The following is a 15314-nucleotide window of genomic DNA, read 5'->3' on the forward strand; positions in this document are numbered from 1 at the left end:
GCCGTTGGAGGCCCGCCTCCCCCAGAGGGGTCCGTCTGGGGGAGGCGGGCGGCTTGGGGTCAGGCCGGGGTGCAGGTCAGGGTCGGGGTTCCGTTGGTGCCGTTCCAGGTGCCGTTGAAGCCGAACGCGGTCGAGGTGTTCGGGGTGAGGTTGCCGTTGTAGCTGAGGTTCCGGACCGTCACGGCGGAGCCGCTCTGGGTGTGCTGGCCGTTCCAGAGCTGGGAGATGGTCTGGCCGTTGGGCCAGGTCCAGTTCACGGTCCAGCCGGTGATGTTCACCGCACCGGAGTTCCGGACCGACACCTCGGCGCCGAAGCCGCCGCCCCACTGGTTCGTCACGTTGTACGTCGCCGCGCAGGCCTTACCACCCGGCGAAGGTGACGGGGAGGGGCTGGGAGAGGGCGACGGCGACGGGCTGGGAGAAGGACTCGGCGAAGGTGAAGGCGACGGTGAAGGCGACGGCGACGGCGAAGGGCTGGGGGAGGGCGAGGGCGACGGCGACGGGTCGTTGCCCGGGGTGTTGCCCCAGATCTTGGTCGTGCCCGCGTACAGCGGGATGTTGGTCACCCGCACCGGGGTCGAGCCCGGCGTGGTCGACACGCCCACGTAGGACCAGTCGTTGGCCGCGCTCCACTGCTTCGAGCTGGCCACCCGGAACTGCACCTCGCGACGGTGCTGCGACTGGCCCGCCGGGGCGATGTTCTGCCCGGTGCAGTTGATCGTCACGTAGTAGGTCGCGCCCGAGTGCTGGGTGGGGCCGGTCGGCGCGCTGCACTGGTTGTAGTTCGCGGTCACCGTGATGTCGGCGGGGGTCGTGTCGCCGTCGAGGGTGAAGTAGTAGCGGAAGGAGCCGTTCGTCAGGTTCCTCGCCGGCCAGCCCGACTGGTTGCGGACCATCACCTTGATCTCGGTGAAGTTGGTCCCGGTGGCGTTCACGGAGGCCTCGGTGAAGATCTCCGGTTCGGGGGCCACCTCGGGCTGCGGGAAGTTGGCCAGCGGGGTGCCGCCGTACTCGCCGTAGAGGCGGGCCAGGGCGCTGGTGAAGCCGGCGTTGTAGTCGGTGGCGACCTCGTTCATCACGTAGTCGTCGCGCTTGTCGGTGTAGGCGTCGTTCGGGTCGGGCGGGCCGCCGACCAGGGCGCCGTACAGGACGTGGCGGGTGTCGACCGGGTTGGTCATCTGGTCGGTCCAGGAGCCGTGGGCCGTGCGGTGGTGCGGGTTCTTCGGGGGGTTCGCGCCGAAACCGATCATGTACGAGGAATTGCGCGGGTTGTCGCCGAGCGCGTAGTCGATCTGGCGCTTCGCGAAGTCGTGGTAGCGGGCCTTACGCGTCGCGTCGGTGATCGAGTCGCTGTGGACGAGAGCCGCGAAGGCCGTGTTGGCGGCGTACCGCAGAGATCCCCACCGGTCGAGAACGGCCTGGCCGCCGGGCGAGTAGGCCACCCGCTGGCCGTTGACGCCGACGGTCCAGAAGTCGAGCCAGCGGTTGGCGTCGTCGAGGTACTGCTGCTTGCCGGTCAGCTTGGCCAGCAGGACGTAGGCGCCGTAGGACTTGTCGTCCCAGGCGATCGTCCACTTGTACGACTTCGTGGTCGACTGCGGCTCGGTGCCCAGGTTGGCGTAGGCGGCCTCGGCCTTGGCCAGGTAGGCGGCCTCCCCGGTCGCCCGGTAGAGCCAGATCGCACCCCATACGATCTCGTCGTTGAAGCCGCTCCACGACCGGTAGTAGCCCGCCGCGTCGGTGATGCAGTCGCTGTAGGCCCGCCGGACGTTCTCGGCGAACGTGTAGAGCTGCCGCGCGTGCGTGACCAGCGTGTTCGCGTAGGTCGGGTCGGTCGGCCTGAACACCATCGAGGAGGCCGCCATCGCCGCCGCCGTCTCCCCGGCCAGGTCGGCGCCGCCGCACGAGGCGTCGATCTTGTACGACGGCCGGTTCATCTGCATCGCCTCGGCCGGACCCCACCAGGCGTGGTCGAGCCCGCCGTTGCCGACCTGCCCGTAGAGCACGTTGGCCGACGGGTGGGCCTTGATGAAGTAGTCGTTGACGAACTTCAGGTTGTTCGTCAGGTGCGTGAGCTGGCTCCCGTACGCGGCCCGGTTCTCGACCGCGCCCCAGGCCAGCATCGTCGTGGCCGCCGCCATCGGGAGGCCGAACTTGACGTGGTCGCCGGCGTCGTACCAGCCGCCGGTCAGGTCGAGCCCGACGTCGGCGCCGTCGGTGAGCCCCGAGGGCCCGCGCCAGGAGACGCGGTTCCAGGAGGGCAGCGGGCCCGCCTGCTGGGCCTCGTAGAACAGGATCGACTTCTGCAGCGCCTCGCCGTAGTTGAACACGGCGGCCGAGGCCTGTTGCGGTTGGAGGGTGACCGCGGCGATCAGGGCCACGGCCGCGATGCGGAGCGTACGGCGCATAGAAGCGTCCTTACGGGGCGAGGGGTGTCGGGGGTGCGACAGCGGGTCAGGCGCTGTCGCACCCCTGGCCTTCGGAGCGCGTGGGAGCGCTCCCACATTCAATTCTCTGGACCCGGGACCAGATGTCAATCAAGCGCTGTAAGGCACGATCGGGCCTCGTGAGGCGTGTGCACTCCGGGCTGCGGTTATGCCCTTCATAGGCTGTGACCAGTGACTTTGTGCACTGAAACTTTCAGCTCGCCGACGGTGGACGTACCCGAAAAGAAGGAGCCCCCTCGGGAGGGGGCTCCTGGTGCGCGGGTGGGGAGTGACGGAGGGTCCGGCGCCGTCACCCCCCGGTCAGCGGGATCAGCCGTTCGGGAAGAGGCGGCCGAATTCGCCCATGGCGACGGCTACGTCGACCTGGGCCCAGAAACGGTGATAGTTGAAGGTCGGAGCAGGTCCGGTGCCGTCGAGGTAGGCCTGGACCTTCGGCCAGTCGGGGTCGTTCCGGTAGAAGGAGCGGATCGACAGGAACGTCGAGTTCTGGTTGATCGCGTCGCCGTTCGGCATGGTGCCGGTCCAGCCCGGGGGCACGTAGACCGGGTCGTCGATGCGGTTGTAGTCGGCCTTCGTCTCCGGGACCGACACGCCCTTGGCGTCCTGGACCAGCCACAGGCCGTCGAGGATCGCCTTGGCCATGTTCTTGGCACCCGTGTGGTTGGCGCGGGCGGCGTAGTACATGAGGACCTTCGCGTACGACCCCGCGACGCCCACGTCGGTGGTGTGGTCGGCCACGGTGACATGCAGGCCCGGGTTGGCCGGGGGCATGCCGGTGGTGGAGCTCCAGTTACCGGCGGGGGCGCCCGACCAGCGCAGCGTCGACGGGATCTGGTAGGTCCCGTCGGCGTTGATGGTGGTGTTGGCCATCGCCCAGGCGACCCACTTGTCGAGGATCGTCTTGGCGTCGGAGTTGCCGCTGGCGTAGTAGAGCGACGCGACGCGCTCCATCGACCAGGCCTGGAAGCCGAACCACTGGTTCGACGGCGGGTCGTGGTAGACCGGCTGCCAGTCGTAGGTCATGCCGTGGAACTTGGGCAGGTTCGACGGCGGGGTCGCGTAGTGGCCCTGCCACGAGTTGGTCGCGCCGCCGGCGATGGCGCCCTCGTCCGACTGCAGCCACTTGTAGAACTGGAGCTGACGGGTCAGCGAGGTGGCCCAGTCGGACGCACCGGTCGCCGAGCGCGGACGCATGTCCGACTGGGTCGACAGGGCCCAGGCCGCGAGCGGGTTCTGGTAGCCGCCGTGGTTGTGCGACGAACCGATGCGCCAGGCCCAGCCGGCCGACGCGTCGGTCGCGCCGCCCCACGCGTAGTACCAGCTCAGCAGGTAGTTGGAGGAGTTCTTGCCGGTTCCGGCCGGGCACGACGTGCTGGTGCAGCCGGGCTGCTTGAAGTACTTGTCGTACATGCCGTAGCGGAGGTAGTCGCCCATCTTCGCGGCCTTGGCGATCGTGGCGGAGACCTGCGACTGCTTGCCCTGGGCCTTGGCCCACTCGTTGGCGTAGTAGGCCACCTGCACGGCGCGGGCGTCGGCGTCGGGGGCGTTGGTGTACTTCCACTGCTTGGCGTAGCTGCTGTCCTTGATGAACAGGTCGAGGTAGCCGTTACGGCCACCGTGCGCGAACGTGTCGCACGACGGCTGCGGGATGGTCTCGAAGACCGACTCCTCGGGGCCGCGCTGGTAGGTGTTGATGTAGACCGGCTTGGTCGTCTCGTCGCCGCAGCGGCCGAAGCCGTAGGTGTTGTCGACGTCCAGCAGCCAGTGCATGCCGTAGATGTCGCTGGTGCCGTACGCCGACCGCAGTTCGGCCGCGATCGGGTCGACGCCGACCGAGACGCCGTTGGTGATCTGCGACGGGTAGGCGCTGATGTCGTCGAACTCACCGGCGTAGGTCGCCGGGCTGCTCGCGTTGTAGAACGAGTTGGTCGGCTGGTCCTGCGTGGAGGGGATGATGTACCTCTCCATCGACGCCCACGCGTTGTTGAACTTGGACCAGTCGCCGGTGACCTGGCCGTACACCGCCTCCAGCCACAGGTAGTAGCTGTAGGCCTCCGACGTGGTCTCGTGCCCGTGGTCCGGCGCCTCGACCAGCAGCGTCTCGACCGAGTGGTAGGGCACGCCCTCCGGTGAGAAGTAGCCGTTGGCCGGGTCGTGGATCTTGTTGTAGAGCGACGTGAACCGCTGGACGTACTGGTTGCCCGTCGTGCCGTCGTCGTCGGCCTCGGTGGCGTCCAGGAACGAGGAGAAGTAGAAGACCCCGCCCCCGTTCGTCGACAGGGTCCACCGGGCGGTGCCGCTGGTCGTGTCGGAGTCCTGCGCGGCCGACACGGTGACGTTCTGCGGGACGTTCCAGTTGCTCGGCGTGAAGGTCAGCGTCGAGGACGCCGTGGTCAGGTCGGCGTCACCGCCGCTCGACTTCGTCAGGGTGACCGTGACGTTCGACGTCGGCTGGAGCGACAGCGACACCGCGGCCGTGGCCGACCCGCCCTCGGGGACCAGCACCGACGTCGGCGAGACCCGGACGAACCCGTCCGGCTGCGGGCTCGGGCTGGGACTCGGGCTCGGGCTCGGGGAAGGACTCGGGCTCGGGGAAGGACTCGGGCTCGGGGAGGGGCTCGGGCTCGGCGACGGCGAGGGCGACGGCGAGGGGGTGCCGCCGCAGACGACGTTGTTCACCCGGAAGCTGGCCGGCTTGGGGTTGCTCCCCGTCCAGGTTCCGTTGAAGCCCAGTGAGAGGGTGGCGCCGCTCGCGAGGGAGCCGTTCCACGGCATGTTGGTCGCCGTGACGTTGGCGCCCGACTGCGTCCAGTTCGCCGACCAGCCCTGGGTGACCCGCTGGCCGGAGTTGGGGAACGTGAAGCCCAGGTTCCAGCTGCTCAGAGCGTCGCCGGTGTTCCTGACCGTGACGTTGGCGGTGAACCCGCCCTGGCCGGGGCTGGTGGTCCAGTCATTGGTCGTGTACGTCACGTCGCACGTCACGGCGGCGGACGCCGGTTGCGCGACCAGGGTCACGGCACCCGTGCAGAGGGCCAGCACGGCCGCCCACAGGGCACGTTTGCGATAGGCACGTATCGCCATTGTCGGGGATTCTCCAAGCTCTCAGGGGGCACAGGGGATGGGAGCGCTCCCACCAGACAGCATGCCCGGATCGCCCGAATCCCTGTCAATCGACGTCCGGATTCGCCGCCCTTTGCCCTGTCCGCAGGTGAAACTTTCACCTATGTGTGCGGCCGTCACCTGCGGGTAGTCGCGGGCCCATGGCCAACGACAGACTGAACGAGATGACCGACGCCGCCAAAGTGACCGCGGCCAAAATCGAGGGCGCCTTCCACGAGACCGCGGCCAAGGTCGCCGCGACCGTCGAAGACAAGATGCCCGAGGTCAAGGAGGCCGCCCAGAAGGCGGTCGCCACCGTCGAGGAGCACATCCCCGACACCGTCAAGGACAAGATGCGCGAGGCCGGCGAGACCGTCTCGGCCAAGGCCGCCGAAGTGACGCCCGACCAGTTCAAGGACGCGGCCGACCGGCTGACGGCCGAGGCGAAGAAGCGACCGGGCGTGGCGATCGCGATCGGCCTCGCGGCGCTGTTCGTGCTGCGGAAGGTCATGCGCAGGAAGAAGTGACCGGGGCTTCGGGTGCGGGGTCGTGGTCGGGGCTCGCTTGGTCACGGCCCTGTGCTCGCAGGGCTTTTGGTCATGGTCCGGTGTTCGTCGGGCGGAGGACCCGGGTGCCGCCCGCGATGAGGGCGGTGGCCAGGATCCAGCCCGCCGCGATGAGGGCGTTGGCCACCCAGATCGTCCAGCCGGTGGGCTCCCAGGCGGCCCGTTGCTCGAACAGGCTCACCGGCACCAGGTGGTCGAGGGTGTAGACGAAGGCGTTGAAGTGGCGGGGACGTTCGTCCAGGCTGATCTGTACGGGGTTGACCAGCGAGAAGACGACCGTCCCCGCCGTGAGCAGCGCCCCCAGCCACGCCGCCGCCAGCCAGGGGCGGAAACCGTAGCCGACGACGGCGTCGAGCACGAAGCCCCAGGCCCGGCCCGGCACGCGTAACGTGCGCCGGCGGGCGCGCTGCTTGGCCAGCAGGACCCGCCGCGAGTCGGCCTCGTGGCCGATGCGGCGGTAGTAGGCGGCCAGCTGTTCGTAGGGCTGGGGGCGGTAGCCGCCGGGGTGCCTGGTCAGCCACGACAGCCGGTCGCGGAGCGTGGCGGGGCTGCGCAGGGATTCGTACACGAGCCCGTCGAGCCGGGCCGCGCCCGGATAGCTCTCCGGGCGGTCGGCGAGCAACCCGACGCAGGTGTAGCCGAGGTCGACGCCGCCCTCGATCGACTCGGGGGTGAGGAGGAGCTCGCCGACGTCGAGGTGCCGGGTCTGGATGGCCAGGCCCTCTTTCGCTTTGAGCCGGGCGCCGTCGAACGACAGGGTGCCGCTGATCCGGGCACCGCGCAGGCTGATCTCGCCCTCGGCGCAGAACCCCTCACCCATGTTGACGACGGTGGCCTGCAGATAGTCGCAGTGGACGGCGTGGGTGCCGGTGGCGGTGATCGTGGTGCTCTGGAGCCAGAGCCCGCCGTTGAAGCGTGCGCCGTGCAGCCGCAGCCCGCCGGTCACCGTCATGCCGCGCAGGAACGCGCCGCCCTCCACCACGAGACCGCCACCCCACAGCGCGGTGTGCCGCTGGGCCTGCTCGCGGGGGTCGCCGGTGTACTGGGCGCTCGACCATCCGGCCTTGCCGGGCGTCCAGTCGGCCGGGCTGCCGAGCGTGCACCCCGACATCCGTAACTGCCCGCTGACATTGGCGTTGTCGAGCCGGATCCCCTCGCGGATCACGCTGCCCCCGACGTCGAGCACCCCGTCGACCCGCGCCCGCCCGGCCCGCAGCCTGCGGATGTCGCAGTCACGGAACCGCAGCGCCCTCGTCTGCGCCTCGACCAGATCGATGACCCCGGAGACATGGCACTCGATCAGGTGCAGGGTCGCGGTCACCTCGGCCCCGGCCAGATCGAGATCCCCGACGATCCTGGCCCCGATCAACCGGATCGCCGCGACCTCCCCGGGCGCGACCGGCCGCGCACCGAGTAACAGCCACCGGATCACCTCGGCCCGGACGATCCGATCCCGATCGTGCTGGGTGTCCCGGTCACGAGCGGCCCAGGTGAACCAATCTCGCTTGGGCCGCTCGGTTCCGTTCTGTCCGGCCTGGTGAACCTGGCCAAGTTCGCCCGGGTTGATCTGAGCGGGTTCGGGCTGGGGTGGTCGGTCTTGTTCGGCTGGGGTGGTCCGGTTTCGGGCGGTTCGGGTGGTTCTTTCCTGTTCTGATTGGACGTCGACCCACTCCCCGGCCGGGTAGGCCGCCACCAGACTCTTCTCGGCCCGGGTGAGCCGCCGGAAGGGGAGTGATCTTCGCATGGATCAGACTTTATTCACCGTTTCATCGCTCCGTCGGCGATGGCGTCGGCGGCTTCGCCGATCGCGGTGCCGACGATCTCCAGTCGCCGCACCAGCTCGCGTTCGCGCAGCGCCTCGGCGGTGACCTCGTCGGCGAGGATGCGGGCGATCTCGTACTGGTACATGCGCTTGATCGTGCCGCCGGCCTTCTTGGCCTCCAGCGCGTCGTGGCCGACCGCGGACGAGCGGGCGGCCAGGTCGCGCACCGACTTCTCCAGGGCGTCGACGCCGACGACGACCTGGTCGAGCATGGGGGCGAAGCGGCGGCGGCCGCGGATCCGGTAGAGGTGGGATTCCCGGACGAAGTCGCGCAGCGAGTCGAGGATGTCGTCGATCGAGCGGGACAGCCGGAACAGGTCTTCGCGGTCGATCGGGGTGATCAGCGCGCCGGACAGCTCGGCGACCAGGCGGGCGCGGCAGGTGTCGCCCCGGTGTTCGATGTCGCGCATGGCCTGGTGGGCCTTGGTGCGGCCGATCTCGCCGCCGCTCATCGCGATGGCCAGCATCGCCCCCTCCCTGGTCGCCTCGAGCTGGCCGATGAGCGCCTCCGACAGGCTGGTGTCCATGCGCCCGCGCAGCATGCCGAACATCCGCCTGACCCGTCTCATCCGGCCACCCCCTTGATCATCAGCCCGGCCGCCAGCCCGAGCAGGCCGCTGACCGGGAGGGTCAACGTCCAGGCGAAGACGATCTTCATCGTGGCCGCCCACCGCACCCGGCGGACGCTGTCGGCCACCCCCGCTCCGACCAGGCCGCCCGCGATGGCCTGCGTCATGCTCACCGGCGCCCCGGCCGCCGCGCAGCCGATCACCGACAGTCCGCTGCCGAGCCCGGCGGCGACGGCGTGCAGTGGACGGGCGGGCAGCAACTGCCTGCCGAGAGTCCGCCCGGCGCGCGGCAGGCCGTACACGGCACCGATCGCGAACAGGGCCGCGACCAGCAGGCAGACCAGGGGAGGGGCGCCGCCGACGCCGAGCCCGACGAGGAAGACGGCCAGCATCTTCTGGCCGTCGTTGGCGGCGTAGGCGAGACACTGCATCGCGAACCCGCCCCAGTGGAGCCTCGGTAGAGACCGCGCCCGGCCCAGCCCGGAGACCATGCGGCTGGCGAGCACCGCCATCGCGGCGCCGACGAAGGGCGCGGCGACCCCGGCCCCGAGCACCAGGCCGACCGCGCCCGCCGAGACGGGCAGTCCGAGCCCGACGGCCGCACCCGTCAGCCCGCCGACGATGGCCAGCGTGAGACTGGTCGGCCAGCCCCGGCTGCTCAGCCCGAGGACCACCACCAGCGCGCAGACCACCGCCACGGTCATCGCGACCTGCCCGGCGGCCCCCGGCAGCGACGCCAGGCGGGTGGTGAAGGTCGCGGCCACCCGCGACGTCAGCATCGGCACCGCCGCGACCGCGGTGACCAGGACGAGCAGGGCGATGAGCGGGCGTACACCCGGAACTCTGAGCCCGGCCCCGAGCAGGGCGCCGCCGTCGTTGACGCCCGAGACGACCGCGAACACGCAGGCGAGAACAGCCAGTGAGGTGGACAATAAGCTCCCCGTTTGCCGTTTGTTCACCATTTGTTTACCAAGGGATTCCCTGTCCGAGGGGTGATCACTCCGCCGGAGATCTGGGGACGATAGGGAAATGACCGTGCATCCAGCCCAGCTCGGGCGTTACTACGAGGATTTCGTCGTCGGAGACGTCTACCAGCACCCGCTGGGCCGCACGATCTCCGGCGGACAACACGTGGTTCACCCTGCTGACGATGAACACCAACCAGAACCACTTCAACGCCCACTTCGCCGCGAACGCCCCGGTTGGGAAGATCATCGTCAACTCGGGCCTGTCGGTCGCGATCGTGCTCGGCCTGTCGGTCATCGACGTCAGCCAGAACGCCTCCATGAACCTCGGCTGGGACGAGATCCGCCTCACCCACCCCGTCTTCATCGGCGACACCCTGTATGCAGAGTCGCTGGTGGAGGCGGTGCGGGAATCCGCGTCGCGGCCCTACGCCGGGATCGTCACCTGCCGGACCCGGGGCCTGAACCAGGACGGCGACGAGGTCATGTCGTGGCGCCGTTCGGTCATGGTCTACAAACGGGACGCGCCCCACGACAAGGGTTTCTTCCCCGTCGCGAAGAACGGACCGCTGGCATGAACTTCGACCTGACCGAGGAACAGCGTCTTTTCCAGCGGACGCTGCGCGAGTTCGTCGAGGCCGAGATCGTACCGGTCGCGGCCGAATGGGAACGCTCGGGGCGCTATCCGGCGGAGATCGTTGAATCGTTCAGGGAGCTGGGCCTCTTCGGGATGACGATTCCTGAGGCGTACGGGGGGCTCTCGCTCGACCGGGTTTCCTTCGCGCTCGTCTTCGAGGAGATCGCGCGGGGGTGGATGGGGGTGGCGGGGATTCTCGGGTCACATTCTCTGGCGACGTGGATGGTGGCCCAGTATGGGACCTCGCGGCAGAAGGAGGAGTTTCTGCCGGGGTGGGCGTCGGGCGAAAGGCGTACCGGAATCGCGTTGACCGAACCCGGGGCCGGCACGGACCTGCAGGGAATCACCACCCGCGCCGTTCGCGACGGGGATCACTATGTCGTCACCGGCACCAAGACGTGGATCACCAACGCCCGGCACGCCGACCCGCTGCCCGTGCTGGTGAAGACGTCTGCCGAGACTCCGGCGCATCGGGGGATGTCCGTTCTCCTGATCGACCAGAGCGACCTTCAGGTCAGTCGTGACCTGCCGAAACTTGGTTACAAGGGGACGGAGACGTGTGAGGTCGTCATCGATGGGGCGCTTGTTCCGGTCGAGCGACTGCTGGGCGGGGCCGAGGGGCGGGGGATGCAGCAGGTGCTGGCCGCGCTGGAACTCGGGCGGATCAACATCGCGGCCCGTGCGGTCGGGGTGGCGCAATGCGCTTACGACGCGGCGCTCGCCTATTCGCGGCAGCGGAATGCTTTCGGGCAGCCGATCTCCGAATTTCAGGCGATTCAGTTGAAGCTGGCCGACATGGCGACCGAGATCCAGGCCGCGCGACTGATGACGTATTGGGCGGCGGTCCGGTCGGAACAGGGGGCGGTGACCGGGGAGGCGGCCATGGCGAAGTATTTCGCCTCGGAAATGGCGCTGACCACGACGATGGAGGCCATGCGCATTCACGGCGGCTATGGGTATTCGCAGGAGTTCGTGCTCGAACGGCTCTACCGCGACGCACCGCTGATGGCCATCGGCGAGGGCACGAACGACATCCAACGGATGGTTATCGCTCGTGCCCTGCTGAAGGGGACTCTCAAGGTCGGCTGGTGAGTAGGGTCACCAAGGTGAGTGACTGCCTGTTCTGCGAGATGGTGGCCGGGACCAAAGACACGATCGGGGTGTACGACGATGACGTCGTCTTCGCCTTCCTCGATTACCGGCCGGTCTTCAAGGGCCATGTCCTGGTCGTGCCGAAAACCCACGTCGTGACGCTGCTCGATCTCGAAGAGGTCGGCCCCTACTTCGAACGCGTCCAGGCCATCACCCGGGCGGTCATGACTGGCCTCGACGCCAAGGGCAGCTTCGTCGCGCTCAACAACATCGTGTCGCAGTCGGTCGCGCACCTGCACACCCATGTCGTCCCGAGGAACCCGAAGGACGGCCTCAAGGGTTTCTTCTGGCCGCGCACCAAATACGCCTCCGACGACGAGGCCCGCGAGTACGCCACGAAGATCCGCGATCAGATGAGCTGATAGACCAGCTCAGGCCGCCCGACCCCGCCGTACTGCGGCAGCCGCCGGGTCACCCCGCTCTCCGTCAGATGCTCCAGATAACGCCGGGCCGTTACCCGCGAGACTCCGACCGACCCCGCGACCGCCGTCGCCGAGAGGCCGTCGGAGGCGCGCCGGAGTTCGGTCACCACGGCCTCAAGGGTCGGTTGGGTCAAGCCCTTCGGCAGGTGGGAACGGCCGGGGCCGCGCAGGGTGGCGAGCATGTCGTCGACCTCGCCCTGCCCGCTGGCCTCACCGGAGGCGTCGACCGTGGAGCGGAACTTGGCGTACTGCCGCAGCTTGTCGTTCAACGCGGCGAACGTGAACGGCTTCAGCACATACTGCGCCACCCCCACCGACACCGCCGAGCGCACCATCGACAGGTCCCGGGCCGAGGTGATGACGATGACGTCGCACAGAATCCCGGCACCTCGGATCGCCCGGCACACCTCAAGCCCGTGCATGTCGGGCAGGTAGAGGTCGAGCAGCACCAGATCGACAGACTGCCGCCGCAGGAAGCGCAGCGCCTCCCCGCCCGACCTGACCACCCCGGCCACCTCGAACCCGGGCACCCGCTCGACATAGACCCGGTTGGCCTCAGCGGTGATCTCCTCGTCTTCGACCACCAGCACCGAGATCATGAGGCGGTCCTCTCCGGGAGCGGCAGGCGGACCGTGAAAACCGCCCCCTGGTCCGCCGAGACGTCGATCGTGCCGCCCAAACGCCTGACCGCCTGGGCGACCAGCGGCAGGCCGAGGCCGCGGCCGTCGCCCTTGGTCGTCCATCCTCGCTGGTAGGCCTCTTCGATCCGAGCAGGATCCAGGCCCGGGCCGCTGTCGGTGACTCTGATCTCGCATTCCGAGCCGGTCGCCGCCACGTGTACCTCCACCCGGGCAGGCGGAGCGCCGGACATGGCCGCGTCGACCGCGTTGTCGATCAGGTTGCCCAGGATCGCGACCAGGTCGTGCGGGTCGAGCCCCACATCGTCGAGTTCGCTCTCCGAGCTGATCGACAACTCCACGCCACGCTCCGCCGCCTGGGCCGACTTGCCCAGCAGCAACGCCGCCAACACCGGTTCCCGGACCGCCGCCACCACCCGGTCCGTCAACTCCTGGGCCGCGCGGAGTTCCTCGGTCGCGAAGGTCACGGCCTCTTCCGGCCGCCCCAGCTCCACCAGGGTGATCACCGTATGGAGGCGGTTCGCAGACTCGTGGGCCGCTGACCGGAGCGCGTCGGCGAAGCCGCGTTCGGCGTCGAGCTGGCCCGTCACGTCCTGGAGTTCCGTATGGTCGCGCAGGGTGACGACCGTGCCGAGGGAACGGGCGCCCGAACGGACGGCGGCCACGCTCACCAACAGCACGCGGTCGCCGGTCAGGTGGATCTCGTCGGTGCGGTCGCCGCCGGAGGAGAGCAGGTCGGTGAGGGAGGGCGGGAGACCCAGCGCGGTCACCGGGCGGCCTTCCGCGTCAGGGGGCAGGGCGAGGAGGTCGCGGGCGCCGTCGTTGCACAGCGTGAGGATCCCACGCCCGTCGACCAGCAGCAGGCCTTCGCGGACGGCGTGCAGGATCGCCTCGTGGTAGTCGTACATCAGGGTCAGTTCCTGCGTGCCCAGGTCGTGGGTGTGGCGGCGCAGGCGGCGGCCGGCCAGGTAGGTGCCGGCCGTGCCGGCGGCCAGGCCGAGGAGGCCGGCGAGGACGCCCGCTTCCAGCTGCTCGCGGAGGCGGCCGCCGATGTTCTCGACCGTTATCCCGGCGCTGACCAGGCCCCGGACCCGGCCCGACGCGTCGTGGACGGGGGTGATCGTGCGGATCGAGGGGCCGAGCGTGCCCGTGTAGGTCTCGCTGAACGTCTTGTCCGCCAGAGTGCCCAGGTAGGGGCGCCCTATCTCCGTGACGGTCGGATGGGTGTACCTGATCCCCTCGGGGCTCATGATCGTGATGAAGCCCACCCCCGTCTCCAGACGCACCTTCTCGGCATACGGCTGCAACAGGGCGGTCGGGTCACCCGAGTCCAGGGCGCCCAGCACCGAGGGGGCCGACGCCACGCTCACCGCCACCGCGCGGGTGACCGCCGTCGCGTCCTCCGCGACCAGGTCACGGGTCTGCAGAACGCCCATCACGGTCCCGGCGGCCACGGTCGCCAGCACGACGACGATCTGGAGCGCGAACATCTGCCGCGCCAGGCTCCATCGCCGCATGCGGCTCACCCCTTCCGATCCGGTCCAGTGAACGAAATGTACGCAATGGTGACCCAGGTCACTCCCCGGGCAGATAGTCGCCCCACGACCACCCCCCAGGGAGAGTGAATGCCATGTCCGAACCCCAGGACCCCCTGACCCCTCAGGTCCGGCGCGACAAGACGAAGTATCTCTATCTCGCCGTCATCGTCGCGGCCGTCGCCGGGATCGCCGTCGGCTTCATCGCGCCGGACCTCGGGGTCGCGCTGAAGCCGCTGGGCACCGCCTTCGTGGCGCTGATCAAGATGATGATCAGCCCGATCATCTTCTGCACGATCGTGCTGGGCATCGGCTCGGTCGCCAAGGCCGCCAAGGTCGGACGGGTCGGCGGGCTCGCCCTCGGCTACTTCCTGGTGATGTCGACGGTCGCGCTGGCCATCGGGCTCATCGTCGGCAACCTCGTCGACCCCGGACAGGGCCTGCAGCTTACCGACTCGGCGCGGGAGGCCGCCGCCGCCGAGGCGGCCAAGGGCGGGGAGAGTGACACGGTCGCGTTCCTGCTCGGCATCATCCCGGCGACCCTCGTGTCGGCGTTCACCGAAGGGTCGGTGCTGCAGACGCTGCTGGTCGCGCTGCTGGCCGGGTTCGCGCTCCAGGCCATGGGGTCGCGGGCGAAGCCGGTGCTCAACGGGATCGAGCACATCCAGCGGCTCGTGTTCCGCATCCTCGCCATGATCATGTGGGCGGCGCCCGTCGGCGCGTTCGGGGCGATGGCGGCGGTGGTCGGCGCGACCGGCATCGACGCGCTGAGGAGCCTCGGCGTCATCATGCTCAGCTTCTACGCGACCTGCCTGCTGTTCGTGTTCCTCGTGCTCGGGCCGATGCTGCGGATCGTCGCCCGCGTCAACGTGCTGTCGCTGTTCGGCTATCTGCGGCGGGAGTTCCTGCTGATCCTGTCCACGTCGTCGTCCGAGTCGGCGCTGCCGCGGCTGATCGCGAAGATGGAGCACCTCGGGGTCAGCCGTCCGGTCGTCGGGATCACCGTGCCGACCGGCTACTCGTTCAACCTCGACGGGACCGCGATCTACCTGACGATGGCCACCCTGTTCGTGGCCAGCGCGACCGGGGCCCCGCTGTCGTTCGGCGAGCAGGTGTCGCTGCTGGTCTTCATGATGATCGCGTCCAAGGGCGCGGCGGGGGTCACCGGCGCCGGTCTCGCCACGCTCGCCTCCGGGCTCCAGTCGCACCGGCCCGAGCTGGTCGACGGGGTCGGGCTCATCGTCGGCATCGACCGGTTCATGTCCGAGGCCCGCGCGCTGACCAACTTCGCCGGGAACGCGGTGGCGACCGTGCTCATCGGGAGCTGGACCGGGGAGTTCGACCGGGAGCGGGCCGAGGAGGTCCTCTCCGGACGTGATCCCTTCGACGAGACCACGCTCCTGGACGAGGAGGAGCACGAAACGGTCTCTGAAGACAAGGTTCCCGAATCGGTCCGGTAGGC

The 15314-nt window shown here is 69.2% G+C and carries 12 protein-coding genes; 5 read left to right on the forward strand and 7 right to left on the reverse strand.

Going from position 1 to position 15314, the window contains the following annotated elements:
- Window positions 1–59: 59 nt before the first annotated feature.
- Complete coding sequence (locus ACYQ78_RS28645; RefSeq protein WP_459804044.1) at window positions 60–2408, reverse strand: glycoside hydrolase family 9 protein; 2349 nt, start codon at window positions 2406–2408, stop codon at window positions 60–62.
- Between the two features lie 348 nt (window positions 2409–2756).
- On the reverse strand, window positions 2757–5528 hold the full coding sequence (locus ACYQ78_RS28650; protein WP_459804045.1) for a glycoside hydrolase family 48 protein: 2772 nt from the start codon (window positions 5526–5528) through the stop codon (window positions 2757–2759).
- A 179-nt stretch (window positions 5529–5707) separates the two neighbouring features.
- Between ACYQ78_RS28650 and ACYQ78_RS28655 the strand changes: the two genes are divergently transcribed.
- Window positions 5708–6073, forward strand: a complete 366-nt coding sequence (locus ACYQ78_RS28655) for a hypothetical protein (protein WP_459804046.1) — start codon at window positions 5708–5710, stop codon at window positions 6071–6073.
- A 70-nt stretch (window positions 6074–6143) separates the two neighbouring features.
- Here ACYQ78_RS28655 and ACYQ78_RS28660 read toward each other — a convergent pair whose 3' ends face one another.
- The 3 genes from ACYQ78_RS28660 to ACYQ78_RS28670 are packed head-to-tail and all read right to left on the reverse strand — an operon-like array spanning window position 6144 to window position 9435.
- Window positions 6144–7856 (reverse strand): hypothetical protein, encoded by a 1713-nt coding sequence (locus ACYQ78_RS28660; protein WP_459804047.1) that lies wholly within the window; start codon window positions 7854–7856, stop codon window positions 6144–6146.
- Window positions 7857–7870: 14 nt separating this feature from the next.
- Complete coding sequence (locus ACYQ78_RS28665; protein WP_459804048.1) at window positions 7871–8503, reverse strand: DUF47 domain-containing protein; 633 nt, start codon at window positions 8501–8503, stop codon at window positions 7871–7873.
- On the reverse strand, window positions 8500–9435 hold the full coding sequence (locus tag ACYQ78_RS28670; protein ID WP_459804049.1) for an inorganic phosphate transporter: 936 nt from the start codon (window positions 9433–9435) through the stop codon (window positions 8500–8502). Before ACYQ78_RS28670 ends, ACYQ78_RS28665 begins: the two co-directional genes overlap by 4 nt.
- Before the next feature lie 218 nt (window positions 9436–9653).
- Here ACYQ78_RS28670 and ACYQ78_RS28675 point away from each other — a divergent pair, with 218 nt between their 5' ends.
- Genes ACYQ78_RS28675 through ACYQ78_RS28685 form a run of 3 tightly spaced genes read left to right on the forward strand, consistent with a single transcriptional unit; the run spans window position 9654 to window position 11619 of the window.
- Entirely contained in the window at window positions 9654–10046 is a 393-nt protein-coding gene (locus ACYQ78_RS28675) for a MaoC family dehydratase (RefSeq protein ID WP_459804050.1), read from the forward strand.
- Entirely contained in the window at window positions 10043–11197 is a 1155-nt protein-coding gene (locus ACYQ78_RS28680; protein ID WP_459804051.1) for an acyl-CoA dehydrogenase family protein, read from the forward strand. Before ACYQ78_RS28675 ends, ACYQ78_RS28680 begins: the two co-directional genes overlap by 4 nt.
- Window positions 11194–11619: an HIT family protein gene (locus ACYQ78_RS28685; RefSeq protein WP_459804052.1), complete on the forward strand. Its 426-nt coding sequence runs from the start codon at window positions 11194–11196 to the stop codon at window positions 11617–11619. Before ACYQ78_RS28680 ends, ACYQ78_RS28685 begins: the two co-directional genes overlap by 4 nt.
- Here the strand turns inward: ACYQ78_RS28685 and ACYQ78_RS28690 are convergent.
- Both ACYQ78_RS28690 and ACYQ78_RS28695 read right to left on the reverse strand, forming a co-directional pair.
- The gene (locus ACYQ78_RS28690) at window positions 11607–12278 is read right to left on the reverse strand and encodes a response regulator (RefSeq protein WP_459804053.1); all 672 of its coding nucleotides are present in this window, start codon (window positions 12276–12278) and stop codon (window positions 11607–11609) included. The two genes, ACYQ78_RS28685 and ACYQ78_RS28690, sit on opposite strands and share 13 nt — an antisense overlap.
- A complete protein-coding gene (locus ACYQ78_RS28695) occupies window positions 12275–13834 on the reverse strand; it encodes a sensor histidine kinase (RefSeq protein WP_459804054.1) in 1560 nt (519 codons plus the stop codon). Before ACYQ78_RS28695 ends, ACYQ78_RS28690 begins: the two co-directional genes overlap by 4 nt.
- A 113-nt stretch (window positions 13835–13947) precedes the next feature.
- Between ACYQ78_RS28695 and ACYQ78_RS28700 the strand changes: the two genes are divergently transcribed.
- On the forward strand, window positions 13948–15312 hold the full coding sequence (locus ACYQ78_RS28700) for a cation:dicarboxylate symporter family transporter (RefSeq protein ID WP_459804055.1): 1365 nt from the start codon (window positions 13948–13950) through the stop codon (window positions 15310–15312).
- Window positions 15313–15314: the final 2 nt, after the last annotated feature.

The organism is Herbidospora sp. RD11066 (assembly GCF_054661255.1).

Coding starts and splice junctions, on each gene's coding strand:
- ACYQ78_RS28650 (WP_459804045.1), bottom strand. CDS start 5,528: ATGGCGATACGTGCCTATCGCAAACGTGCCCTGTGGGCGGCCGTGCTG.
- ACYQ78_RS28680 (WP_459804051.1), top strand. CDS start 10,043: ATGAACTTCGACCTGACCGAGGAACAGCGTCTTTTCCAGCGGACGCTG.
- ACYQ78_RS28675 (WP_459804050.1), top strand. CDS start 9,654: ATGAACACCAACCAGAACCACTTCAACGCCCACTTCGCCGCGAACGCC.
- ACYQ78_RS28690 (WP_459804053.1), bottom strand. CDS start 12,278: ATGATCTCGGTGCTGGTGGTCGAAGACGAGGAGATCACCGCTGAGGCC.
- ACYQ78_RS28700 (WP_459804055.1), top strand. CDS start 13,948: ATGTCCGAACCCCAGGACCCCCTGACCCCTCAGGTCCGGCGCGACAAG.
- ACYQ78_RS28655 (WP_459804046.1), top strand. CDS start 5,708: ATGGCCAACGACAGACTGAACGAGATGACCGACGCCGCCAAAGTGACC.
- ACYQ78_RS28645 (WP_459804044.1), bottom strand. CDS start 2,408: ATGCGCCGTACGCTCCGCATCGCGGCCGTGGCCCTGATCGCCGCGGTC.
- ACYQ78_RS28660 (WP_459804047.1), bottom strand. CDS start 7,856: ATGCGAAGATCACTCCCCTTCCGGCGGCTCACCCGGGCCGAGAAGAGT.
- ACYQ78_RS28665 (WP_459804048.1), bottom strand. CDS start 8,503: ATGAGACGGGTCAGGCGGATGTTCGGCATGCTGCGCGGGCGCATGGAC.
- ACYQ78_RS28695 (WP_459804054.1), bottom strand. CDS start 13,834: ATGCGGCGATGGAGCCTGGCGCGGCAGATGTTCGCGCTCCAGATCGTC.